23 protein-coding genes are annotated in these 24174 nt (G+C 58.2%); 3 read left to right on the top strand and 20 right to left on the bottom strand.

What is annotated here, in order from left to right; translation table 11 throughout:
• Nucleotides 1–106 precede the first annotated feature (106 nt).
• From folK to thpR, 6 genes are all read right to left on the bottom strand, one after another.
• Entirely contained in the window at nt 107–586 is a 480-nt protein-coding gene (gene folK / locus ACMYSL_RS23725; RefSeq protein ID WP_434660090.1) for a 2-amino-4-hydroxy-6-hydroxymethyldihydropteridine diphosphokinase, read from the bottom strand.
• On the bottom strand, nt 583–1980 hold the full coding sequence (pcnB, locus tag ACMYSL_RS23720; protein ID WP_182240643.1) for a polynucleotide adenylyltransferase PcnB: 1398 nt from the start codon (nt 1978–1980) through the stop codon (nt 583–585). The genes folK and pcnB overlap by 4 nt, the downstream gene beginning before the upstream one ends.
• A gap of 51 nt (nt 1981–2031) precedes the next feature.
• Nucleotides 2032–2913 (bottom strand): tRNA glutamyl-Q(34) synthetase GluQRS, encoded by an 882-nt coding sequence (gene gluQRS, locus ACMYSL_RS23715; RefSeq protein ID WP_434660089.1) that lies wholly within the window; start codon nt 2911–2913, stop codon nt 2032–2034.
• Between the two features lie 64 nt (nt 2914–2977).
• The gene (gene dksA, locus ACMYSL_RS23710) at nt 2978–3433 is read right to left on the bottom strand and encodes an RNA polymerase-binding protein DksA (RefSeq protein WP_110272509.1); all 456 of its coding nucleotides are present in this window, start codon (nt 3431–3433) and stop codon (nt 2978–2980) included.
• A gap of 164 nt (nt 3434–3597) precedes the next feature.
• On the bottom strand, nt 3598–4314 hold the full coding sequence (gene sfsA / locus ACMYSL_RS23705; protein ID WP_110272508.1) for a DNA/RNA nuclease SfsA: 717 nt from the start codon (nt 4312–4314) through the stop codon (nt 3598–3600).
• Nucleotides 4314–4850 (bottom strand): RNA 2',3'-cyclic phosphodiesterase, encoded by a 537-nt coding sequence (thpR, locus tag ACMYSL_RS23700; RefSeq protein ID WP_139537010.1) that lies wholly within the window; start codon nt 4848–4850, stop codon nt 4314–4316. Before thpR ends, sfsA begins: the two co-directional genes overlap by 1 nt.
• Before the next feature lie 72 nt (nt 4851–4922).
• Between thpR and hrpB the strand changes: the two genes are divergently transcribed.
• On the top strand, nt 4923–7352 hold the full coding sequence (hrpB, locus tag ACMYSL_RS23695; protein WP_434660088.1) for an ATP-dependent helicase HrpB: 2430 nt from the start codon (nt 4923–4925) through the stop codon (nt 7350–7352).
• Between the two features lie 183 nt (nt 7353–7535).
• Here the strand turns inward: hrpB and ACMYSL_RS23690 are convergent, their stop codons facing one another.
• Genes ACMYSL_RS23690 through gspC form a run of 13 tightly spaced genes read right to left on the bottom strand, consistent with a single transcriptional unit; the run spans nt 7536 to nt 19160 of the window.
• On the bottom strand, nt 7536–8336 hold the full coding sequence (locus ACMYSL_RS23690) for a prepilin peptidase (protein WP_434664240.1): 801 nt from the start codon (nt 8334–8336) through the stop codon (nt 7536–7538).
• Nucleotides 8336–9094, bottom strand: a complete 759-nt coding sequence (locus ACMYSL_RS23685) for a type II secretion system protein N (protein WP_434660087.1) — start codon at nt 9092–9094, stop codon at nt 8336–8338. Before ACMYSL_RS23685 ends, ACMYSL_RS23690 begins: the two co-directional genes overlap by 1 nt.
• Nucleotides 9084–9569, bottom strand: a complete 486-nt coding sequence (locus ACMYSL_RS23680) for a type II secretion system protein M (protein WP_434660086.1) — start codon at nt 9567–9569, stop codon at nt 9084–9086. The genes ACMYSL_RS23685 and ACMYSL_RS23680 overlap by 11 nt, the downstream gene beginning before the upstream one ends.
• Nucleotides 9562–10758 carry a type II secretion system protein GspL gene (gene gspL / locus ACMYSL_RS23675; protein WP_434660085.1) on the bottom strand — a complete coding sequence of 399 codons (1197 nt, stop codon included), beginning with the start codon at nt 10756–10758 and terminating at the stop codon, nt 9562–9564. The genes ACMYSL_RS23680 and gspL overlap by 8 nt, the downstream gene beginning before the upstream one ends.
• The gene (gene gspK, locus ACMYSL_RS23670) at nt 10751–11731 is read right to left on the bottom strand and encodes a type II secretion system minor pseudopilin GspK (RefSeq protein ID WP_434660084.1); all 981 of its coding nucleotides are present in this window, start codon (nt 11729–11731) and stop codon (nt 10751–10753) included. Before gspK ends, gspL begins: the two co-directional genes overlap by 8 nt.
• The gene (gspJ, locus tag ACMYSL_RS23665; RefSeq protein WP_434660083.1) at nt 11728–12324 is read right to left on the bottom strand and encodes a type II secretion system minor pseudopilin GspJ; all 597 of its coding nucleotides are present in this window, start codon (nt 12322–12324) and stop codon (nt 11728–11730) included. Before gspJ ends, gspK begins: the two co-directional genes overlap by 4 nt.
• Nucleotides 12321–12686 (bottom strand): type II secretion system minor pseudopilin GspI, encoded by a 366-nt coding sequence (gene gspI / locus ACMYSL_RS23660; protein WP_434660082.1) that lies wholly within the window; start codon nt 12684–12686, stop codon nt 12321–12323. The genes gspJ and gspI overlap by 4 nt, the downstream gene beginning before the upstream one ends.
• Nucleotides 12683–13195 (bottom strand): type II secretion system minor pseudopilin GspH, encoded by a 513-nt coding sequence (gene gspH / locus ACMYSL_RS23655; protein WP_434660081.1) that lies wholly within the window; start codon nt 13193–13195, stop codon nt 12683–12685. Before gspH ends, gspI begins: the two co-directional genes overlap by 4 nt.
• Nucleotides 13195–13617, bottom strand: coding sequence for a type II secretion system major pseudopilin GspG (gene gspG, locus ACMYSL_RS23650; protein WP_110272498.1), 423 nt, complete (start codon nt 13615–13617; stop codon nt 13195–13197). Before gspG ends, gspH begins: the two co-directional genes overlap by 1 nt.
• A 20-nt stretch (nt 13618–13637) precedes the next feature.
• On the bottom strand, nt 13638–14846 hold the full coding sequence (gene gspF / locus ACMYSL_RS23645) for a type II secretion system inner membrane protein GspF (protein ID WP_434660080.1): 1209 nt from the start codon (nt 14844–14846) through the stop codon (nt 13638–13640).
• A 1-nt stretch (nt 14847) separates the two neighbouring features.
• Complete coding sequence (gene gspE / locus ACMYSL_RS23640; protein ID WP_182236415.1) at nt 14848–16341, bottom strand: type II secretion system ATPase GspE; 1494 nt, start codon at nt 16339–16341, stop codon at nt 14848–14850.
• Complete coding sequence (gene pulD / locus ACMYSL_RS23635; RefSeq protein ID WP_434664237.1) at nt 16338–18305, bottom strand: GspD family T2SS secretin variant PulD; 1968 nt, start codon at nt 18303–18305, stop codon at nt 16338–16340. Before pulD ends, gspE begins: the two co-directional genes overlap by 4 nt.
• Before the next feature lie 15 nt (nt 18306–18320).
• Nucleotides 18321–19160, bottom strand: a complete 840-nt coding sequence (gene gspC / locus ACMYSL_RS23630) for a type II secretion system protein GspC (protein ID WP_434660079.1) — start codon at nt 19158–19160, stop codon at nt 18321–18323.
• A gap of 353 nt (nt 19161–19513) precedes the next feature.
• Between gspC and pulA the strand changes: the two genes are divergently transcribed.
• Both pulA and gspB read left to right on the top strand, forming a co-directional pair.
• Entirely contained in the window at nt 19514–22783 is a 3270-nt protein-coding gene (gene pulA / locus ACMYSL_RS23625; protein WP_434660078.1) for a pullulanase-type alpha-1,6-glucosidase, read from the top strand.
• An 81-nt stretch (nt 22784–22864) separates the two neighbouring features.
• Entirely contained in the window at nt 22865–23404 is a 540-nt protein-coding gene (gspB, locus tag ACMYSL_RS23620) for a type II secretion system assembly factor GspB (protein WP_434660077.1), read from the top strand.
• Between the two features lie 29 nt (nt 23405–23433).
• On the opposite strand, the gene pulS is transcribed toward gspB, so the two are convergent.
• Nucleotides 23434–23808 (bottom strand): GspS family T2SS pilot lipoprotein variant PulS, encoded by a 375-nt coding sequence (pulS, locus tag ACMYSL_RS23615; RefSeq protein WP_304256270.1) that lies wholly within the window; start codon nt 23806–23808, stop codon nt 23434–23436.
• Nucleotides 23809–24174 lie beyond the last annotated feature (366 nt).

The raw sequence follows: 24174 nt of genomic DNA, 5'->3' as shown, positions 1-24174 counted from the left end.
GATGAAAGTCATATTAATCGGCATTCTAACAGCAGCATTCAGGGGGGCAATGGTTTTGGGCAATCGATTACCACGATCGCCGTAATTGCTAAAATACGAAAGGATATTACCAGATGGCGGGTTTATCTGCGGCGAGGTTCGCCAGCACAGTACGTAATGCTATCCCGTCAGGGAAATGCAGCTCCGGGGCGACTTCAAACAGCGGCCACAGCATAAAACCGCGGTTTTTCATATCGTAGTGCGGTACGGTCAGGCGCGGAGTATTTATCACTTCATCGCCAAATAGCATGATGTCGAGATCCAGCGTGCGCGGTCCCCAGCGTTCAGCTTTACGCGTGCGGCCCTGCTGCAGTTCGATGCGCTGAGTGTGATCAAGCAGCTCTTCAGGCGCGAGCGAAGTTTCCAGCGCCACGGCGGCGTTGAGGTAATCAGGCTGATCCTGCGGCCCCAGCGGCGGTGTGCGATAGAAAGAAGAAACGCTTATCACCCGGCTGTCAGGAATTTCACCAAGCGCGCTAACGGCAGCGTTCACCTGCTCAAGCGGAGAGGCCAGATTGCTGCCGATGGCGATATAGACTAACGTCATGCGCTGCCTTCGCGGCGCGGCGCGCGCTTGCGTGGACGACGGTGACGGCGGCGCGGGGCCGGATCGTCGCCCAGATCGTCAAGCATATCTTTCTGATCTGGCGGCATGGCCACCTGGAACTCGCCCCACCATTTGGTCAGACGCAGAAGCTCGCCGTTATTCTCCGCACCCGCGCGCAGTTCGAGAAGATCGTAGGCGGCGCGGAATTTCGGATGCTCCATCAGCTTCCACGCGCGTTTGCCCTGACGGCGAGACATCCGCAGCTGAAGCTGCCAGATATCGCGCACCAGCGTGGTAATGCGCTTAGGGATTGCCAGCGTGCGGCAGGCTTCATCCAGGACGTCGTTCATCGCCAGCGCGAAGGCATCGTGGTAGGCCAGACCGCTCTCCTGGGCAATTTTTTGCGCCATCTCAAGCAGCGGATACCAGAACATTACCGCGAACAGGAACGCCGGATTAACGCGCATATCGTTACGGATGCGGTTATCGGTATTCTTCAGCACCTGGCTGATAATGCGCTCCATCGGGCTATCACCGCGCTCGGTAAAGTAGCGGGTGATGGTCGGGAACAGCGGCTGGAATAGATTGTATTCGCGCAGCAGCATGTAGGTTTGATAGCCATCACCCGCTTGCAGCAGCTTCAGGACTTCTTCAAACAGACGCGCCGGAGGTACGTCGTGCAGCAACGTTGCCAGGCGTGGGATTGGCTCGGCGGTCTCTTCGCTGATGCTCATATTGAGCTTCGCTGCAAAACGCACCGCGCGCAGCATGCGCACCGGATCTTCGCGATAGCGGGTTTCCGGATCGCCAATCAGACGGATAACTCCATCCTGCAGATCCTTCATGCCGCCGACGTAGTCGCGCACGGTGAAATCAGCGACGCTGTAATAAAGGCTGTTGATGGTGAAGTCGCGGCGTTGGGCATCTTCTTCAATCGAACCGAAGATGTTGTCGCGCAGCAGCATGCCGTTCTGGCCAAGCTGCGAGGTGACGCGATCGGTGGTATGCCCTTCGTGATGACCACGGAAGGTGGCGACTTCAATAATTTCTGGCCCGAACATCACGTGCGCCAGGCGGAAGCGACGGCCGACCAGACGGCAGTTGCGGAACAGCTTGCGTACTTGCTCCGGAGTTGCATTGGTCGTGACATCGAAATCTTTCGGCTTTTTGCCCAGCAGCAGGTCGCGTACGCCGCCGCCGACAAGCCACGATTCGTAGCCCGCCTTATTGAGTCTGTACATGACCTTGAGGGCATTTTCACTGATATCTTTGCGGGAAATTGCATGCTGATCACGCGGGATAACCGTCATATGTCGTTGTTCGACGGCGGCTTCTGCCTCGCGCTCTTCACGGCTTAGCACCTTACGGCAAAAATTAGCGACTCGGGTAAAAATGGTACACCTCGTAGTGTCAGACGGACTTCAGGACAAAAAAATAGCGGCTAATCATAGCTCAGCGGAACGCATTTGAGAATGCTGGATTTTCTCCGGCTGCCAGTTCACTACCGCATGCTTGAGTAAATCGTCAATATTCAGCTCTCGCCATTCCTGAATGACATCCTGGTTAAGAAACGTTAACGCTCGCACAATTTCCGGGCGTGGATCGCCTTGCGATAGCGCTGGAGCATGATTTTGCTTCGACAGTTTATTTCCCTGAGCATTTAGCGCCAGAGGTAGATGAATATAGTCTGGCGGCTGCCAGCCAAAATGCTGATACAACGAAATCTGCCGCACCGTGGGTTCAATCAGATCTGCACCGCGGACAATTTCGCTGATGCCCTGGAAATGATCGTCCACCACGACCGCAAGATTATAGGCGAACAGCCCATCGCGACGATGAATAATGAAATCTTCACGCGCCAGCGGTTCATCCGCGACGAGAGTACCGCGCAGTCGATCGTAAAACTCGAGAACCGGCCGCGTTTGCCGCAGGCGCAGGGCTGCGTTTTGCGCACCGAGCTGTAAATCCCGGCAGTGGCCGTCGTAAAGACCGCCGACGGCATGAATGCGCGCGCGGGTACAGGTGCAGTAATAGCAGAGTCCCTGCTCGAGCAGCCAGGCCAGACGCTCACGATAGGCTTCGTGACGCTGCGATTGCCAAAGCACTTCACCGTCCCAGTGCAGGCCGTAATGTTCTAATTGACGCAGAATAGTTGCGCCGGCGCCGGGGACTTCACGCGGCGGATCGATATCTTCAATGCGCACGCGCCAGATACCGCCCTGCGCCCGAGCTTGCAGATAGCTGCCAAGCGCGGCAATCAGTGAGCCGAAGTGGAGTTCGCCAGAAGGTGAGGGGGCAAAGCGCCCAATATAGTGTGAGTCTTTCATGATGTGACTGATAAAGCATCAAGGCGGGAGCGAACTCCCGCCGGAGATACACCAGCGAAGTGGATTAGCCTGCCATCTGTTTTTCGCGAATTTCCGCCAGCGTTTTGCAATCAATGCACAGGTCAGCGGTCGGACGCGCTTCCAGACGACGGATGCCAATCTCGACGCCACAGGATTCACAGTAGCCGAAATCTTCGTCTTCGACTTTTTTCAGGGTTTTTTCGATCTTTTTGATCAGTTTACGTTCACGATCGCGGTTACGCAGCTCCAGGCTGAACTCTTCTTCCTGGGCGGCACGGTCTACCGGGTCCGGGAAGTTGGCAGCTTCATCCTGCATGTGCGACACGGTGCGATCCACTTCATCCCTAAGTTGATTACGCCACGCTTCAAGGATGCGCCTGAAGTGCGCCAACTGGGCTTCGTTCATGTACTCTTCGCCCGGTTTTACTTGGTACGGCTCCACCCCTGCGATGGAGAGAATACTCAGGGACGATGTTTTACGGTTTTGCCCTTCTTGCATGTTGCTTCTCCTTAACACGCACTATCGATCCCCGTGTAGGGGGAAAAATCAGGCCGCTATAAATAGCAGATGCTTTTCCGGATAGCAATTATCTAAACGTTACACTTGACAACCCTGTGAGGAAAAGCGTATTTGCGCTCGCGACCAGAATACTATTTAGCCGTTTATTTACCGGGGGTTAACACCACGGTAATCGGCTTATTCAGAGTCATTGTTTCGGTAGAAAGTTCCGCCTTGTATGCGAGAATTTCTACCCCCTTGGTTTGCGCCTCAATCAATAGCTGTGCGTATCTGGCATCAATATGATGCGCGGGTGAGAAACGGTCGATCGCCGAATGCAGTACGGCGAACAAAATTACCGCCCGATCGCCCGCCGCTGCTACGCTCATCAGCTCCCGCAGGTGCTTCTGACCGCGCTCGGTGACCGCATCGGGGAAGTAACCGTATTCTTTCTCCGCCAACGTAACCGATTTCACTTCAATATAGCAGTTTTGTTGGTAATCTGCCTGTAACAGAATATCAATGCGGCTACTTTCAGAACCATACTTCACTTCACTTTTCAGCGTGTTATAACCTAAAAGTTCAGGAATGTTTCCTGCCAGAATCGCCTCTTTCGCCAACGTATTAGCGCGTAAAGTATTAACACAAATTATTGCGCCTTGTACGGTTTCAGTTAATTCCCAAGTGTGCGCATATTTGCGCTTAGGATTATCCGATGTGGAATACCAGACGGTATCGCCCGGCGCGGCGCAACCGGTCATTGCGCCAGTGTTGGGGCAGTGCAGAGTTAGCTCACGGCCATCGGGGGTGACAACATCGGCAAGAAACCGTTTGTAACGTTTAATTAAGATGGCGGACTGTAGCGGAGGAGTGAACTGCATCAGCTTTCCTTGTCGAAAGGGTAACGTTCCAGAGCGGTGTAGCGGGTGCGCCCGCGGCTAAAGCTGGACTCGTAGAGGACAAATTCGTTGACCGCAAACGCCCAGTTGAAGCCGGGCGGCGGAATAGGCACCGCATGGCGCGCATCGCGCAGCAGGGTGATATGCGGATGAAACGGCTGCGGGCTTTGATAGCAGCCGCTGCGGGCCGCCTGAGCGCGCAGCATATTCGCCAGCTGAAGCACCCCGCGCGGTGGCTGGCGGGTGCCCAGCCATACGACGCGTGAACGCAGCCATTGTCCGGCGTCATCAAGCGTTAAAGTAAAGCCCGGCTGGCGAATACGCCCGGCCATCGCTGACAGCGCGCGCTGTTTCTCCGTGCTCACCTCGCCGAGAAACGCCAGCGTCAGATGGAGATTATCCGCCGCCACCGGTCGACCCGCATCGTCGGGAAAGCTGGCGGCGCGCCAGTGAACAATTTGCCGCTGAACCTCTTTAGGCAGCTCAAGGGCGAAAAACAGCCTTTTCGGCTCGGACATGATAGAGACTCGGTAATGAATTATCAGGATGCTACAATGCTTGCCCTCAAATGTTAACCTCCGGAGCCCTTCGTGTCCTCATTGCCGGTTGCCGCCGTTCTTCCTGAACTTCTCACTGCCCTGCAGCATGCGCCGCAGGTTCTGCTCAATGCGCCAACCGGTGCCGGGAAATCCACCTGGCTGCCGTTGCAAATTCTCGCGGAAGGTAAAATCAACGGACGCATTATTCTGCTGGAGCCGCGGCGGCTGGCTGCACGCAACGTGGCGCAAAGGCTGGCGGAGCTGCTGGGGGAGAAACCCGGCGAGACCGTGGGCTATCGCATGCGCGCCGAGACCTGCGTCGGGCCGAAGACGCGCCTCGAAGTCGTCACGGAAGGTATTTTGACGCGGATGATCCAGCGCGATCCCGAACTGACCGACGTTGGGCTGGTGATCCTCGATGAATTTCACGAACGCAGCCTGCAGGCGGATCTGGCGCTGGCGCTGCTGCTCGATGTGCAGCAGGGATTGCGCGACGATCTCAAGCTGCTGATCATGTCGGCGACGCTGGATAACGAGCGTTTGCAACAGTTGCTGCCGGACGCGCCAACGGTGACATCCGCAGGGCGCGCGTTTCCGGTTGAACGGCGTTTTTTGCCGCTGCCAACGCATCAGCGATTTGACGAGGCGGTGGCGATTGCCGCCGCAGAACTGCTGCGCAGCGAAAGCGGCTCGATGCTGCTGTTTCTGCCCGGCGTTGGGGAGATTCAGCGGGTGCAGGAGCGGCTGGCGGAGCGCGTGGCGAACGATGTGGTTCTCTGTCCGCTATATGGCGCGCTGCCGCTGAACGAGCAGCGCAAGGCGATACTGCCTGCGCCGGCCGGGATGCGCAAAGTGGTGCTGGCGACCAATATTGCCGAAACCAGTTTAACCATTGAGGGCATTCGCCTGGTGGTGGATAGCGCCCAGGAGCGCGTCGCCCGCTTTGACGTTCGCACGGGATTGACTCGCCTGATCACGCAGCGCATTAGCCAGGCCTCGATGACCCAGCGCGCCGGGCGTGCCGGACGTCTGGAACCGGGGATCTGTTTACATTTGATCGGTAAAGAGCAGGCTGAACGCGCGGCGGCGCAGGGCGATGCGGAAATCCTGCAAAGCGATCTGTCGGCGCTGTTGCTGGAGCTTTTGCAGTGGGGATGCCAGGACCCGTCCCAGCTTAGCTGGCTGGATCTGCCGCCTGCGACTAACCTGGCGGCGGCTCGCCGCCTGCTGACAGCGCTGTCGGCGCTGGAAGGCGAGCGACTCTCGGCGCACGGGCGCAAAATGGCCGCGTTGGGTAACGACCCGCGCCTGGCGGCGATGCTGACCGCGACGGAAGATGCTGATGGTGTCGCGACGGCGGCTAAGCTGGCGGCGATCCTTGAAGAGCCGCCGCGCGGCGGTAATAGCGACCTTAGCTCGGCGTTTGCCCGTCAACAGACCAACTGGCAGCAGCGAGCGCAGCAGTTGATGAAACGGCTGGCGACCCGCGGTGGCCAGCCTGATGCTGAGCAAATGGCGCCGCTGTTGGCAACGGCTTTTGCCGACCGCATTGCCTATCGTCGTGGCCAGGAGGGGCGCTACCAGCTGGCGAACGGGATGGGGGCGATGCTTGACGCTGACGATGCGCTGGGCCGTCACGAGTGGCTGATTGCGCCGCTATTATTGCAGGGTAGTTCGTCGCCGGATGCGCGGATTTTACTGGCGCTGCCGGTGGAAATTCATGCGCTGATTGAGCAGTGTCCGGCGTTGGCTCAGCGTTCTGATACCGTCGAGTGGGACGAAGCGCTGGGCACCCTGAAGGCCTGGCGACGCACCTGCATCGGGCAACTGGTGATCAAGACCCAGCCGCTGGCGAAGCCTTCGGAAGAGGAGCTGCATCAGGCGATGCTCAACGGCATCCGGGATAAGGGCCTGAGCGTGCTCAACTGGACGTCGGAAGCGGAACAACTGCGCCTGAGACTGCACTGTGCCGCGCAGTGGCTGCCGGAAGAGGCGTGGCCCGCCGTTGATGAAACATCGCTGCTGGAGTCGCTTGAGGAGTGGCTGTTGCCGCAGATGACGGGCGTTCACTCGCTGCGCGCGCTCAAGGTGCTGGACGTGCGTCAGGCGCTGCAAAACTGGCTACCGTGGTCGCTTCGTCAGAAGCTGGATAGCGAACTGCCCACACATTACACGGTGCCGACCGGCAGCCGCATCGCCATTCGCTATCATGATGAAAATCCGCCTGCGCTGGCGGTGCGGATGCAGGAGATGTTTGGCGAGGCGACGACCCCGGTTATAGCTCAGGGGCGCGTGGCGCTGGTGCTGGAGCTGCTATCGCCCGCCCAACGACCGCTGCAAATCACCCGCGATTTAGGCGCGTTCTGGCAGGGGAGCTATCGTGAGGTGCAAAAAGAGATGAAAGGGCGCTATCCGAAGCACGTCTGGCCGGACGATCCGGCCAATACCGCCCCGACCCGGCGTACCAAGAAGTATTCGTAATCTCCGGACAGGCCCACAGTTTGCAGCGGACCCGTAGCCCGGTCAGCGCACCGGGAAGATAATCTGAAGCCGCATTGCGCGCTGTTTCCCCGGAGGCGGTGCTTGACGCACCTGTCCGGGCTACCAGACCGGCACTGTACCCGTAGCCCGGTCAGCGCAGCGCCACCGGGAAGATTGATGTGGTTATATCTGATTCCACAAAAAGATCCCGCCGCCAGCCAGTGCCAGCCAGGGGCCGAAGGCCAGCGGTTGTTGTAGCGATTGCCGGGTCACCAGCCGCTGCAACAGCGTCCAGACCAGGCCGCTGGCAGAGGCCAGCAGCAGCGTTTGTGGTAGCACCTGCCAGCCGCACCATGCCCCGAGCGCCGCCAGCAGCTTAAAATCACCGTAGCCCAGCGCCTCCTTACCGGTTAGCAGACGAAATACCCAAAACACCGTCCAGAGCGACAAATACCCGACCATCGCGCCAATGACCGCATCCGCCAGCGGCACGAAGGTATCGTTAAGATTAAACAACAACCCTCCCCATAGCAGCGGTAGGGTCAGCCGGTCAGGCAGCAGTTGCGTTTGCGCGTCGATGGCGGCAAGGATTAGCAGAACCGACAGCAGAAGCAGGCCGCCCAGCAGCGGTATCCCCGGAGGCATCAGGTATCCGACCAACGCAAACAGCATGCAGGTCGCCAGCTCTACCAGCGGATATCGACGCGATATCGGTAGTCCGCAGCAGCGTGAATGCCCCTTCAGCCACAGAAAGCTCAGAAGGGGAATATTATCTCGCCAGGCGATGGACTGACGGCACTGCGGGCAGAACGACGCAGGAAAGCAGAGATTAACGGTCTCGGTTTGCTCCATCATCAGCGGTAAGCGGTGAATAACGACGTTAAAAAAGCTGCCGAACGTCAGACCGAAAAGGAGTAAAAAACCGCTCCAGACGAGTGGGAATTGTGCGGCAAACTCCTCCAGCCGCGTGATATTTTCTATCATCATCGTGTCTCCTGCGATAACCACTGCCCTTGCCACTGCCACGGCGTGCGCCCCTGCTCATCTTTACGCGCATTTTGTGCCGCCAACAGGCTGAGCAGCGCCGGGGCCACCTGGCGGGTTTGCCATGTCCCGCTAAACGTATAGCGACCGTCTGGCGTGAAAGAACCTTGTCCGCTGAGGCTAAGCTGATGAGAATCCTGGGTTAGAGCAATACCCAGCGCGCCCGCTGGGGTACAGCTTAATTTGCCGTCTACGCGAGCCAGTTCAAGCGCTCCTGCCGGGGAGTTGAGCGCCGCATCCCGCCACTGTATATTGCCGCCGGTAATCTGCTGGCAGCCGCTGGCGTTAAAGCTGGCTTCAGGTAATGTCAGCACCACCTGACCGCTGGCTTCCTGCGGTATTCCGAACGCTAATCGCTGGCTGATAAAACGGGCCGGGACCGTGAGACGCCCCTCGTGTACCACAAATTCGTTCAGACCGTGCAGCCAGGCCTGGCCGCGCAGCCCGGACGGGTCGTTAAAACGGATATGCCAGCCGGGAAGCCAGAACGAGAAGCCAAACTCCCAGCGCAAATAGGCCAGCTCGATACCGCGCCAGCTGGCCTGCCGGGCTTCCCCTTGCCATAGGGTGCCTGAGGTTTCAGAGAGCCGTGCGCCTTCCGGCAGCGCCAGAGTCAGCAGCCGCGCCGGAGCGCTCAGCAAGAGCCAGAAGAGATAGACCACCACCAGCAGCAGGCCAATGATAAGTTTATTTTTCATTACTACGCTCCAGCACCAGCGCATTGACGGTAACCCAGCCGGGCTGCTGTGCTACGGCTGCGACAGCCAGCGTGGCGGTTGTCATCCCCGACTGTCCCAGCGCATCCAGCCATAACATCAGCGACTGGAAATCGGCGGGCTGCACGGTGAGGCTCAGGCGAGCCCCTTGCGGCTGCAGGCGAACGATGGTGATGCCGTGGCGGGCGGCCTCGCGCATAATCACCGTCGATGGCTCTTCTTGCGCCATAGGCGGTTTCTGCTGGCTAAGCTGCCGGAGAAGCGGCGTTTGCTGACGCATCCACTGCAGATTAGCCTGCTCTCTGGCTAGCGTTTGCCGCCATTGCGCCTCGCGGTTTTGCCACGGCTGCCATAGCGCGTAATACACCAGGCCGATAAGCAGCATCACGCCCATCCCCAGCAGCAGATGCTGTTCACGACGCGTACGTTGTTGCCATAAGGCGAGCAGGTCAGGCATCGTTACCCTCCAGTGTCAGACGTCCTTCGATACCGTCGGCGCGCGGCTTCATCTCGCCGGTCTGCACGCGGAATCCCGTTCGTGCGCGATTGCTGAACTGCTCCAGAGCCTGTGATGAAACTGCAGATATCTCCAACTGTAGCGTGTTGCGTGCGGCGTCAAAGCTCAGGGAGCGCAAGCGGATGCCCGGCGTCTCAGCGATGATTTTTTGCAACGCGCCGAGCCGGGAAATAAGCGCTGGTTGCCCCCCTGAGCTTTCCAGTTGGCGCAGATGCTGTTGCATTTGCAGCCTTGGGTTGATGACGTTTTTTTCCGCCTTAAACCACTGGCGGTAAAAATCGCGGCTGGCCTGCACGGCGGCATCGGCCTGTCGCCCCAGGGCGAGGTGATCGTCCAGGCTGTTTCCGCCCCACAACAGCAGTAGCGCCAGCGCTGCGGCGATCGCTGGACGCCAGCGCCGGGGCGTCGGCTGACGGCGGCGTTTAGCGGCAAAATTGCCCTGGCGTAAACAGATCTTGCGGGCATCCGGATTGGTCGCCGCCAGTTGGAGCAGGTCCTGCGGCGGGAGAGGCTGCCACGGTGCGGCGATATCCGGCGGCGGCGAATAGCACGCGATCGGCGCGACGTTTTGCCAGTGGGCCAGCAGCCCCTCGAGCCACGTGGTTTCCACCGCCATTCCGTTCCATGTATCACAGCGAAACAGCCACTGCTCGCCGCACTGTACGGCGCTCCAGCCGGTTGGGCTTTGCGGCAGTGCGAGGACATCCGGAGTCAGAGCCAGTACGTTCAGCCCAATCTCCTCGCACCAGGTCTGCCAGGCGCGCATCTTTTCTTGTCCGACCACCGCCACGGCGCAGTCGGTTTTGTCCTGATGAAGCAGGGCAAAGTGACTCTCTTCGACCTCCGTCGCCAGCTGTTCTTCGAGTAAAAACGCCAGCGCCTGCTGTGGTCGCCTGATGGCTCCGGCGGGCAGAGTGACGCGGTGAAAAGCGCAGTCGCTGGCCGGTACCAGCACCCAGGCCGGATAGCGCTGCGCCAGCAGGCTAAGCGTCCGGTCGCCATCATCAGGATGCCATTCTCCGGTCTGTGCCGCTTCTCCCGGCGCGACCAGCCGCCATATTGCCGTGGAGGTATCAGGATTGAGGCGAATAATCAGCACGGCGGCGGAAGAGGTCTGGTGGTTATTCATCGGCTACCCAATAGATTCCGTAGCGCCGTTGAACGACGCTGAAGGTTCGCCCCTGTTTTTGCAGGAGGCTACGTTGTTGATAGCGGGCGTTGCCCATCACCACGCTGAAGGTGGCGATAAAGCGTTCACTGTGTACCGCCAGCCACGGACGCGCGGCGGCGGTATCGGTTTTTTGTAATGTCGGTTGCGACAGGAAGGCGGCGACGCTGCTCCAGCCCGTCGACGCGCGGGTTTGCAGCAGTTGCTGTACCTCGGGGACGGTGAGTTCCGATGGGAATAGTGCCGCCAGCAGCGCCGCCTGAGCAGGTTTCAGGGTGTTGACGTTCACCTGTAGCACGTCGTCCGTCAGGGCGCAGACGTAGGGCAACAGGCGCTGATAGAGCGCAGCGTCCATCCCGACCAGCAGGCGCAGTTCGCTAACATCCTGCAGCGGCTGATTCCCGGTCAGATAGCCGGGCGATTGCGCCATATAGACTTCGTCCTCCGCGCCGTTCAGCAGCGGCTCACGATTGCTGTCTACCCAGTCGCGCAGGGCAGCGGTGAGCTGTAGCGCCCGCAAGGGTTCGCTGCCGAGGTTTTCCAGCAGCCGGGTAAAAACCTGCGCGGGATAAGGCATTTCGGCGTTCTCGTCGCCGTTGAGCTGGTTAATGGCGTTAAGATTGAAGCAGGCCTGGGCGTCGGTAATCGTGGCGTAAATCTCGCCGTCATTAACCGTAAAACGGCGATCCTGCTGGGCCCAGTTCTGCGCCAGATGGGTTTGGTTTGGCGAGTCGAGCGCGTCGCGTTGCAGCAGCGCCGCCGCCATGGTTTCCGCCCCCAGCGCGTACCATTTGGCCTGTAGATTATCGAGGGTGGTGGCGGTTTGCTGGTACATCTGCGCAGTGCGTTCGGTCATGGCGCTCGCCAGCACCATCATCAGGGCAAGGATCAGCAGCACCATCAGCAGGGCGACCCCGCGCTGGCGGTTGTTCATTGGCTGCCTCCTGGCGTGAGCAGAAACAGTCGCTTGATCTCGCCGTATGGTTCCAGACTTAGGGTGACTTCCAGCCCCTGCGGCAGCGTCTGCGACTGCTGCCATTCATCCTGCCAGCGGCCGCTGGCATAAAAGCGCAGACGGAACGCCTGAACGCCGCGCTGGACTACGGTGATGGTGGGCTGGCTGCCGGGCAACGGGTCCTGCTGCTCATAGCTCAGACGCTCCAGTTGGCCCTCACGCAGGCGATAGCTGACGTTCTGAATTTCCGAACGCGGCAGCATCCCCAGCGGGTTGGGCCAGCCGTTGCGGCTAAAGGCCATCGCCCAGTCATCGCTGCTCAATTGAAAGCGTCCGGCAAAAAACAGGCTCGCGCTGTCGCGGCTGCGGCGGGGAATGATGTGGCTGAAATCCGCCGCCATCTGGCTGAAGGTTTGCTGTAACGCCTGCATGCGCCCGCTCTTATCACGGGTGAGCGTATCGGCGCGCATCACGTTTTGCAGCACCGTTATGGCAGCGACGCTGAGCGCGGCGAGGATCGCCAGCGCCAGCAGCATTTCGACGAGGGTGAAGCCGCGCGAGCGTTGAGTCATAGCTGGGTGACATAGGTGCGTAGCGAAGAGACCGGTGTCTTGTCGCTTTTATTGTGACGGACTTCGACATCCAGCGCCCGCAGTTGCGGAAGGTCAGTCTCCACTCCCTGCCAGCGAATATGCCAGCTGACGCCCGCCGCCTGCACGGTGGTTTCTGACCAGCTCAGCGCCGGAAAGCGATTCTCCAGCCGTAGCTGCACCAGCTGATTATCCGCCAGCCAGCTGGCGAGAGTTTTCTCTTCCATTCGTCCCAGCTGGCGGGTTTGCTGGAGCGTAGCCTGCATCACCGCCAGCCCGGCGAGGGCGAACACCACCAGCGCAACCATCACTTCAATCAGCGTCATGCCGGACTGGGGTTTCATTGCGCCTCCTGCGATTCGGTCAGGCTTTCGCCGCGGGCATTAAACGCGATACCCGGCGCATCGCCTATGCTGAGCTGGAACGGCGTCATTTCGCCGCCGGGGAAAATCAATACGTCGGGATTGTTGCCAGGCGTCCAGACCTCGCCCTGTGGGAAAGTAAGGTTCAGCTTGCCCTGATTGAGATTGCCCGAGGTGGCGACGCGCCCGGCCTGCAGCGGTAGCCAGCGATAGCCGTTCCAGCTGTCGCTGGCGGGTGTCGGATCGTTGCTTTCACGGGCTTGCAATACCAGGAACTGCCAGCCATCGGGATGCACCGAGACGCCAAAGAACTGGCCGGTTTGCAGTCCTCGCTGCTGGACAAAACGCAGTTGCGCTTGAAAGCGCGCCAGCGTTTGTTCCGCGCCATCGTCACGTGAAGCCGGGAACGCCAGCATCACCATGCCCGCGCTGACGCCCATTAGCAGCAAAATGAGCATCATCTCCAGTAGCGTAAAGCCGCGCTGGCGCACTATTTCTTCCCGATCGTCCAGTTGCCGATATCGTCATTGCTCTCCGGGACGCCGTCCGGTCCGAGGCTGAAAATATCCACCTGTCCGTGCTGACCGGGGCTTAACAACTGGTAATCGCCGCCCCACGGGTCCTGCGGCAGACGGCGGATATAGCCGCCCTCCGGATAGTTTCGTGCGTGCGGCTCGGCGGACGGCGCAGTGACCAGCGCCTGCAGCCCCTGTTCGGTGCTTGGATAGCGGCTGTTGTCCAGTTTGTACATGTCCAGCGCCCCCTCCAGCGCGACCAGGTCGCTGACCACTTTTTGCCGGTCGGCTTTTTCCTTATTACCCATCAGGTTGGGCACCACCAGGCTGGCGAGCACGCCGAGGATAACAATCACCACCATGATTTCCAGTAAGGTGAATCCGCGCTGTCGTTGCATATTTTTCTCCATTAGAACAATTACATACTCATCAGGGTGTTGAGTTGCAGTATCGGTTGTAGGATGGCGAGGACGATAAACAGCACCATTCCGGCCATCGCCACCACCAACAGGGGTTCAAACAGGCTGAGCGCCAGCTGGATTTGCGCGCTCAGTTCCCGGTCCTGATTATCCGCCGCGCGTTCCAGCATGCCGTTGAGCTCGCCGCTCTGTTCGCCGCTGGCGACCATGTAGCGCATCATCGGTGGGAATAGCTGGGTCATTTCGAGGGCGCGGTGCAGGCTGACGCCTTCGCGAACCGCGTCGCTGGCGGCTTCCAGCTGGTGCTTCGCCCAGGCATTGCTTAACACTTCTGCGCTGATGCGCATCGCCAGCAGCAGCGGCACGGCGCTGGCGTTGAGAATGCTCAGGGTGCGGGCGTAGCGGGCGCTATTGACGCTGCGCGCGACCCTGCCAATCAGCGGCAGACGCAGCAGCTGCTTATGCCAGGCCAGCCGCTTTGCGGGCTGACGCAGCAGGTAGCGCAGCAGCAGAATGACCAGCACGATGACCAGCAGCAGCCATGGACCGGCGGTGCGAACCAGGTCGCTCATCGCCATCAGCAGGCGGGTGGAAAACGGCAGCGCCTGTTTGAGATGCACAAACTGGTCGACGACTTTCGGCACCACCGTCGAGAGCAGGATCACAATCACGCTGACGGCAACAAAGGTCAGTACGATGGGGTAAATCATCGCCTGCAGCAGTTTGGCGCGAAGCTGCTGGCGCTGTTCGGTGTAATCCGCTAGCCGGTTCAGCACGCCATCGAGGTGGCCTGAGGCTTCCCCGGCGGCGACCATCGCACAGTAGAGCGCGTCGAAACAGCCAGGATAGCCGCGCATGGCTTCCGCCAGGGAATGGCCTTCCAGCACTTTGCCGCGCACCCCGGCGATAATCGTTTTTAGCTGCGGTTTCTCACACTGCTGGGCCACCGCGTCGAGGGCTTTTTCCAGCGGGATGGCGGCGGCGACCAGGGTTGCCAGTTGGCGGGTCAGCAGGGCGAGATCGCTTGCGCTGGTGCGGCGGATAAAGCGTGGACGTCCGCTGCTGCTGTTGGTTGTCGGGTCGACTTCCAGCGCCAGCCATCCCTGCTCCCGCAGCAGCTGGCGCGCGTGGCGGGCGGAGTCAGCCTGCTGGACGCCGCGCCGGGTTTTGCCGTTTTCGTCGAGGGCCTGGTAACGAAAAAGCGCCATCTCAGGAGGCCTCCGTGGTCTGCTGCTCGGTGACTCTGAGCACCTCTTGCCAACTGGTGATCCCCGCCAGCGCTTTTTCCCGCCCGGAACGGCGCAGGGTCATATAGTCCGCCCCCAACTGTTGGATCAGCGTCACCTCGTTTTCACCACGATGGATAGCCATGCGCACGCGATCGTCCACCAGCAGCAGTTCGTGAATGCCGGTGCGCCCGCGATAGCCGGTAAAACCACACTCGGCGCAGCCTTGAGGCCGCCAAAGCGCAGTGCCGGGGGCGATATCCATCTGGCGGGCAGCGTCGATATTCGCCGGTTCCTGCTGACGGCAGTGCGGGCAGAGTCGGCGCACCAGCCGCTGCGACATCACCGCCAGCAGCGAGGTGGAGAGCAGAAAAGGTTCCACGCCCATATCCTGCAAGCGCGAGATAGCGCCCAGCGCGCTGTTGGTGTGTAGCGTAGAGAGCACCAGATGGCCGGTTAGCGAGGCCTGGACGGCAATCTGCGCCGTCTCGCCATCGCGGATTTCACCCACCAGCACCACGTCGGGATCCTGGCGCAATATGGCGCGCAGCCCGCGGGCAAAGGTCATATCGACTTTACTGTTAACCTGGGTCTGACCAATGCCCTCCAGCTCGTATTCGATAGGGTCTTCAATGGTCATGATGTTGCGCTCGCGGGCGTCGAGGCGGCTCAGCGCAGCGTAAAGCGAGGTGCTTTTACCCGAACCGGTTGGCCCGGTCACCAGCACGATGCCGTGCGGGCGGGCGATCAACCCATCCACCTGCTGAAGCAGGGCGGGCGACATCCCCAGGGTCAACAGATCGAGATTAACGCTGTTCTTGTCGAGCAGGCGCAGTACCACTCGTTCGCCGTAGCTTGAGGGTAGCGTCGAAACGCGCACGTCGACGGCTCGTCCGCCAATGCGCAACGCCATGCGTCCGTCCTGAGGAATACGCTTTTCGGCGATATCGAGGCTCGCCATTACCTTAATGCGCGAGATCAGCAGCGCGGCGAGGCGGCGCTGGGGGCGCAGGATTTCGCGCAGCACGCCGTCGACGCGAAAGCGAATTTGCAGGTGGCGTTCATAGGTTTCGATATGAATATCCGAGGCTTTCTCTTTGATGGCCTCGGTGAGCATGGCGTTAATCAGGCGAATAATCGGCGCGTCGTCTTCGCTATCCAGCAGGTCGTCGGTGTCCGGCAGCTCTTCGGCAAGGGTGTATAAATCCAGCTCGTTGCCGATATCGGCCATCATCCGTCGCGCCTCAGCGGAATCGCGCTGATAGCTCAGCACCAACAGCTTTTCGAACGCCTCTTCCTCCAGGCTTTCGAGGCTGAACGGCATCGCGGCGACCCGGCGGGCTTCCAGCAGCGCCTGCGGCGCGGTGGCGGCGAGGCAGAAAACCTCGCAGCTTTCGCCGTTGCTCAACAGCATCACGTTATGCATGCGGGCGTAGCTGAAAGGTAGCAGCGGACGGCGTTCGGCGGCGGGGGTCATAGATTTCCTCCCAGATTGAACGCGTCGATAGCGGCGCTCACCTGACGGAATGCGGCGGTGTCCTGGCGCGGATAGATCTCCAGCAGATCGTTACTCAGCATCGCGTCGTTGCTCTCCTTGCCACGCTGTTTGGTCTGGGCATCGTTAAAGGCGGTGTACTGGCCGGATGATGCCTGGCGGTACTCGTCGCGGTCGCGGATCACCGTCGGGCGAATAAACAGCATCAGGTTGCGCTTGGAGACCTTTTTGCTGGTGGAGCGGAACAGCGCGCCAATCACCGGAATATCGCCGAGTAACGGGACTTTATCGGCGGTGTCGGTGACGCTTTTATCCAGCAGGCCGCCGACCACTACCGTTTCGCCGCTGCCGACCAGCACCGCGTTATTCACCGTGCGGGTATTGAAGGTCGCGCCGAGATCCGAGCTGGTGCTGGAAGCGGCATCCGCCACGCTGGAGACCTCTTGTTCGATCTCCAGCAGTACCGAATCACCTTCGTTAATTTGCGGCTTGACCTTCAGCTTGATGCCGACGGTTTTGCGCTCAACGGTATTGAAGATGTTATCTCCGGAGGTGGTTTGCGAGCCGGTGAGCACCGGGACTTCCTGGCCAACGTTAAAAGTGGCCTCCATGTTGTCGAGGGTGACGATGCTCGGGGTGGCAAGAATATCGTTTTTGGTGCTGCTGGAGAGGGCGGTTAAAAGCATCGCCCAGTTGCCCTGATAGAATCCGGCGGCAATGCCGTTGAAGGAACCCAGGGCGCTGGCCAGCGAACTGGTGAGGGTGCCATCTTTGTTGTACTGATTGGCTCCGGCAATCGCTGTGGATATCGGCAGGCCGCTGTTGGTGAACTGAGTCATCCCGGCATTTTTATTGGCCCACTGGATACCAAGGTTAAGACCGTCGGCATCCTGCACTTCAGCGATAATCGCCTCCACCAGCACCTGCGGGCGGCGGATATCAAGCTGGGCGATCACCCGCTCAAGGTCGTTCATCACGTCCGGCGCTGCGGTGACAATCAGGGCGTTGGTCTGACCGTGGGCTTTGATAATGATGTTTTTATCCAGCGCCGCCACCGGCTTCGCGGCCTGCTTTTCGCTCTGAATCGTGCTGCTGATGCCGGTCAGCACTTCCACCAGATCGGACGCTTTGGCGTATTTCAGGTAGATAACTTTGGTATTGCCCTGCGTCGCCTGCTGGCGGTCGAGCTGCTTGATCATCGCGATGATCCGCTGGCGGGAGTTGGGTTCGCCGCTGACCAGCACCGCGTTGGTGCGCTCATCGGCCACTACGTTGGCGACCATTGAGCCGGGAAGCGCCGATTTGCTGGTGTCTTTGTTGAGTTCAGTCACCAGCTTGACCACATCGGCGGCGGAAGCCCAGGAGAGGGGAACGGTCACCACGCTGCGGTCTCCGGCGTTATCGACGCGCTCAACAATGGTCAACAAGCGTTTGATCACCGCCGCGCGGCCTGTCATTAACAGGACGTTGGAGGGTTCGTAATGCACCACGCTGCCCGCTCCGGCGTTATCGTTGAGCTGGCGCAGCAGTGGTGCTAAATCGCGGGCGGCGACGTTGGTCAGCGGTACCACGCGGGTGACGACTTCATCGCCGATTCCCGGCGCGGCATCGCTGGCGACCGGCACGGCGGCGGTTTTCGCATCCTTCGAACGCACCACTTTCAGCACGCCGTTATTCATATTAATCACGGCGAAGCCATACACATCGAGGACGCTGAGGAAGAATTGATAATATTGCTCTTCATTGAGCATATCGTAGCTGCGCACGGTAATGGTGCCGCGCACGCTGGGGTCGATAATCACCGTTTTATTCAGGTTTTTACTCACTGTATTGATAAATTCCTGAATATCGGTTCCCTTAAAGCTGGCAGAGAATTCTTCCGCGCCAGCCGGTCTGAATAACAGGGATGAGAATATAAGTAGCGCCAGGAAAAATGGGCGGATAATGGTAGTGATGTTCAATTATTCATCCCTCAGGGCCAGGTAAATATCGTGTTTCTGACCATCGCGTTCAACGGTAAGGGTTATTTCACTTAATTCCGGAAGCTGAGTTAACGCCTGCTGGGCCTGTTCTCTGTCGCGTAAATCCAGGCCGTTCAGGGCAATAGCTAAGTCGTTTTCCTGGAGACCGGCCTCACGAAATAATGCCGGGTCTTTGCCTGGATTCAGGCGATATCCGCTCAGTTTGTCATTGGTCATCACCGGCGAAATATTGAGGTAGTGAAGAATATTTTGCGGTTGCTTGCGCAGTTCCTGAGCTAATTGTTGGGTTGGGGTCATCGCGCTATTTTTTGCGCCAGTAGGTTGGTCGTTAAACAGCGGGATGGCCTCATTGCTGCCGCGATAATTGACGATCAGTCGGTCGGGAAAAATAGCGACGATTTTGGCCTCTCCACCCGGTGTGTTATCGCCAACGCTGAGGCTAACCTGTTGATTGCCTTTCATCATGATGGCAATGGCGCGGGCCGGGTCGGTGCTGGCGAGCAGGCCGGTCACGCGCAGTTTTAAAGCTGAAATGGGGGCCTGCTGAAGGTCATTAACGCTTGCGGGCGCGGCGGTCTTCTCCGCGATGCCAAACAACGTAAAGCGCGGAAGCGCTGTTTTAGATGGAACATCGGGAGGTGGCGTCAGGCTGCTATGAGGGCGTTCGTTATCCGTAAAGTTTACCGGGAAAATTATTTTCCAGGTTAATTGAGCGAGCTGTTGGCAGAGAATTAATAATATGATGGAGGTCACAATATGAGGCATGTAATTAATTATTTTTTTATTTGATATTGTTAATCTCATCACGGAATTATGCATTTTCATTCCTTTGTTCATTCTATTTCCCTCAGCAAAAGGTACAGCCCTACCGATATTGGTGGGGCGTTTTTTTATTCTAAGTATGCTTATTGCGGGAATCTGTGTTGGTCGCTGCGAATCATAATGAGTTTCGCTATTGCGGTCGTCATTCCCTTTTTATTTTTTCTCCCCCGGCCGCCTACGCCCCCAGGGGATGAGTGAATGGATGATTGAACCGAAGAGAGCAAGAATATCTAATTATCGACGCTTTAAAGATATGCTCGTTATTTTTTCATGGTGCTTAAGTGCGCCAGGAATAGTTTCGCGTATATACCACTCCATATAATTTAATCAGCATGTATAGGGACTATCGAATGCTCAGATATACCCGTAATGCCCTGGTTCTGGGATCGCTGGTTTTGCTTAGCGGCTGCGATAACGGATCCTCTTCTTCCTCTGGAAATCCTGACACGCCTGATAATCAGGATGTCGTTGTACGTTTACCTGACGTTGCGGTGCCCGGTGAAGCGGTCACGGCGGTAGAAAACCAGGCGGTCATCCACCTGGTGGATATTGCCGGGATCACCAGCAACAGCGCGGCGGACTACAGCAGTAAAAACCTCTATCTGTGGAATAACGAAACCTGCGACGCGCTGAGCTCGCCGGTTGCTGACTGGAACGATGTCAGCACCACGCCGACGGGCAGCGACAAATATGGCCCGTACTGGGTGGTTCCGCTCAATAAAGAGAGCGGCTGTATTAACGTGATTGTTCGCGACGGCACCAATAAGCTGATCGACAGCGATCTGCAAGTGTCGTTTGGTGACTTTACCGATCGCACGGTTTCCGTTATCGCTGGTAACAGCGCGGTCTACGATTCCCGCGCCGATGCCTTCCGCGCCGCGTTTGGCGTGGCGCTGGCCGAAGCCCACTGGGTCGATAAAAACACGTTGTTGTGGCCGGGCGGTCAGGATAAGCCCATCGTGCGCCTGTACTACAGCCATAGCAGTAAAGTGGCGGCCGATAGCGAAGGTAAATTTACCGACCGCTATCTGAAGCTGACGCCGACCACCGTTAGCCAGCAGGTCAGCATGCGCTTCCCGCATCTTTCCAGCTATGCGGCCTTTAAGCTGCCGGAAAATGCCAACGTTGATGAACTGTTGCAGGGTGAAACGGTTGCCATTGCCGCAGAGCAGGACGGGATCCTGATTTCCGCTACCCAGGTACAGACGGCAGGCGTACTGGATGATACCTATGCTGAAGCGGCAGAAGCGCAGAGTTACGGGGGGCTTCTGACCGACGGCGGCGTGAACTTCCGCGTCTGGGCACCGACCGCTCAGCAGGTGGATGTGGTGGTGTACAGCGCCGATAAGAAAGTGACCGGCAGCCATCCGATGACCCGCGACAGCGCTTCTGGCGCATGGTCGTGGCAGGGCGGTAGCGACCTGAAAGGGGCATTCTACCGCTATGCGATGACGGTGTATCACCCGCAGTCGCGTAAGGTTGAACAGTACGAAGTTACCGACCCGTACGCGCACAGCCTGTCGACCAACTCGGAGTACAGTCAGGTCGTTGACCTCAACGACAGCGCGCTCAAGCCTGACGGTTGGGACAGCCTGACCATGCCGCATGCGCAGAAAACCAAAGCGGATTTAGCGAAGATGACGATCCATGAATCGCATATTCGCGATCTCTCCGCCTGGGATCAAACCGTCCCGGCAGAACTGCGCGGTAAATACCTCGCACTGACCGCCGGCGACAGCAATATGGTGCAGCACCTGAAGAAGCTCTCGGCTTCAGGCGTCACGCACATTGAGCTGCTGCCGGTCTTCGATCTGGCGACGGTCAATGAGTTCAGCGATAAAGTGGCCGATATTCAGCAGCCGTTCAGCCGCCTGTGTGAAGTGAACAGCGCGGTGAAAAGCAGCGAATTCGCCGGGTACTGCGACAGCGGATCCACGGTGGAAGAGGTGCTGAATCAGCTCAAGCAGAACGATAGCCAGGATAACCCGCAGGTGCAGGCGCTGAATACGCTGGTGGCGCAGACCGACTCCTATAACTGGGGTTACGATCCGTTCCATTACACGGTTCCTGAAGGATCTTACGCGACCGATCCGGAAGGCACGACGCGTATCAAAGAGTTCCGCACCATGATTCAGGCGATCAAGCAGGATCTGGGGATGAACGTCATTATGGACGTGGTGTACAACCACACCAATGCCGCCGGGCCGACCGATCGCACCTCGGTGCTGGATAAGATTGTGCCCTGGTACTATCAGCGCCTGAATGAAACCACCGGCAGCGTTGAATCCGCTACCTGCTGTTCAGACTCCGCGCCGGAGCATCGGATGTTCGCCAAGCTTATCGCCGACTCTCTGGCGGTATGGACCACCGATTATAAAATCGATGGCTTCCGCTTCGACCTGATGGGCTATCACCCGAAAGCGCAAATTATCTCGGCGTGGGATCGCATCAAAGCGTTGAACCCGGATATCTACTTCTTCGGTGAAGGCTGGGACTCTAACCAGAGCGATCGCTTTGAAATCGCTTCGCAGATCAACCTGAAAGGCACCGGTATCGGTACGTTCTCCGATCGCCTGCGCGACTCCGTGCGCGGCGGCGGGCCGTTCGACTCCGGCGATGCGCTGCGTCAGAACCAGGGCGTCGGCAGCGGCGCGGGCGTATTACCAAACGAAATTACCAGCCTGAGCGATGATCAGGTTCGCCACCTGGCCGACCTGACCCGTCTGGGAATGGCCGGTAACCTTGCCGATTTTGTGATGATCGATAAAGACGGCGCGGTGAAGAAAGGCAGCGAAATTGACTATAACGGCGCGCCTAGCGGTTATGCCGCAGACCCGACGGAAGTCGTCAACTATGTTTCGAAGCACGACAACCAGACCCTATGGGACATGATCAGCTATAAAGCGTCCCAGGAAGCCGACCTGGCGACCCGCGTTCGCATGCAGGCGGTTTCACTGGCGACGGTGATGCTGGGGCAGGGGATTGCGTTCGACCAGCAGGGCTCTGAACTGCTGCGCTCGAAGTCCTTCACCCGCGACTCCTACGACTCCGGCGACTGGTTCAACCGCGTTGATTATTCTATGCAGGATAACAACTACAACGTCGGGATGCCGCGCAGCAGTGATGACGGCAGCAACTATGATGTGATTTCTCGCGTCAAAGATATGGTTGCCACGCCGGGCGAAGCTGAGCTGAAGCAGATGACCGCGTTCTACCAGGAACTGACCGAGCTGCGTAAATCCTCGCCGCTGTTCACGCTAGGAGACGGTAGCACGGTGATGAAGCGCGTTGATTTCCGCAATACCGGTTCTGATCAGCAGGCAGGTCTGCTGGTTATGACCGTGGATGATGGCGTGAAAGCGGGTGCCAGCCTGGATAGCCGCCTTGATGGTCTGGTGGTGGCGATTAACGCCGGACCGGAAAGCCGGACGCTGAATGATTTTGCCGGGGAAACGCTGCAGCTGAGCGCTATCCAGCAGACAGCGGGTGAAAACTCGCTGGCAAGCGGCGTACAGATTGCTGCCGACGGTACCGTTACGCTTCCGGCCTGGTCCGTTGCGGTACTGGAACTGCCGCAAGGCGATGCCCAGGGCGCTGGCCTGCCGGTGAGCAGTAAGTAAATTAAGTTAGTCCTGAACCTCCCGGTCTGCGGTGTGAAAACCGCAGGCCGGGATGGCGTTTCTTTATTAAGGAGAAAGCCAGTGCTTGTTCGCCAGCAAGAGCCGTTTCCTCAACCTGATGAGCCCCCGGTGGTGATCGGGAGAATGGTGCAAATCCCGTATGTAACCGTGCCACTGTATGCCGCATTGTTGATTGCGCTGGGCTGGTTTGGCGGTGAGCAATGGCGTAACAAACCTGAGCCGCAGCCGATGACGCTGCCGGTAGCCCATGCGGCGCTGATGCCGCTCAGTCAGCCTCCCGATCAACCAGTGGTAAAAAAAGCGGCGGTGCCGGTTAAAGCTGAGGCAGAAATACAGACCGAGGCGGAAACTGAGGTTGATGAAGATAATCTGCCGCCTTTGCGCTACAGCGCGCACGTCTACGCCTCGCTGGCGGAGAAGCGCAGCATTGTATTGAACGGACAATCATGGAAGGAGGGCGATTCGCCGCTGCCGAACCTGGTTATCGAGCAGATTCAACAGGATGTCACCGTGTTTAGTTTTAATGGTCAAACTTTTACCCTGGCGGCGCTGGACGACTGGCCGGGCGGGACCATTGAGGAGAGCCAGCAGGGAGAATAAAAATATCGCGATCGAAATTAAGAAAATAGCTATTTTCCGCGCAGACTATCAATAAATGGTGCTAACTGGCGATTAAATTGACTGCATTTTGTGGCTTCTGGCGTACTGTCCTGCTGAAGCTGCTGATATAGCTGCGCGCTGCGCTGGCTTAGCATATTTCCATCAATATTTTCCCATCCACGTTTTTTACCCACATTTATTGCCGCGCGGTTAATGACATCATCGGCGGGAAGATCGCTACGGTTGCATTTATTCTTTAGATAGCGTGCCCCGGCAGCAACGGAGGCGAGTTGCTCAAGCTGGGCCTGGCCGCTAACGGCAGGGCTAAGGGATGTCGAACGATTTTGCTGACAGCCTGCGAGCAGGGCGACCGCCAGAAACGGAAATATAACGAAATTGCGCATAATATATTAATCGGGAAAAATTAATTGGCTGACAGTTTAACAAATATTTATGTGGAGTCATCACAAAATCTGCCAAATTATAAATGTTAAGTGGCTCTCGTTTTTATCATTGCGGTCTTTTAAAACTCTTTTTCTTTCGGCCGAGATGACTCTCTTTTCCTGACTAAAATAATATTTTCTGCTGCTGTGATTCCCGTTTCCGCTGGCAGTCAGCTGCTGTTGCGATGGGTACAGGCTTAACTATTTATGTTATTAAAAAACATACTAATTTCCCTTTTGTTACCCGATGAGCATGTAAAATGCTGGTTAAGAATGTCGCGGTTTAGTGCTATCCTGTGTCTCCTGGACAATAAATGCTGTGTCCCG

The sequence above is a fragment of the Klebsiella sp. MISC125 genome (assembly GCF_051131775.1).
Classification (GTDB): Bacteria; Pseudomonadota; Gammaproteobacteria; order Enterobacterales; family Enterobacteriaceae; genus Klebsiella.
Note: the sequence above shows the minus strand (reverse complement) of the source record. Positions and strands in the feature narration are given on the sequence as shown.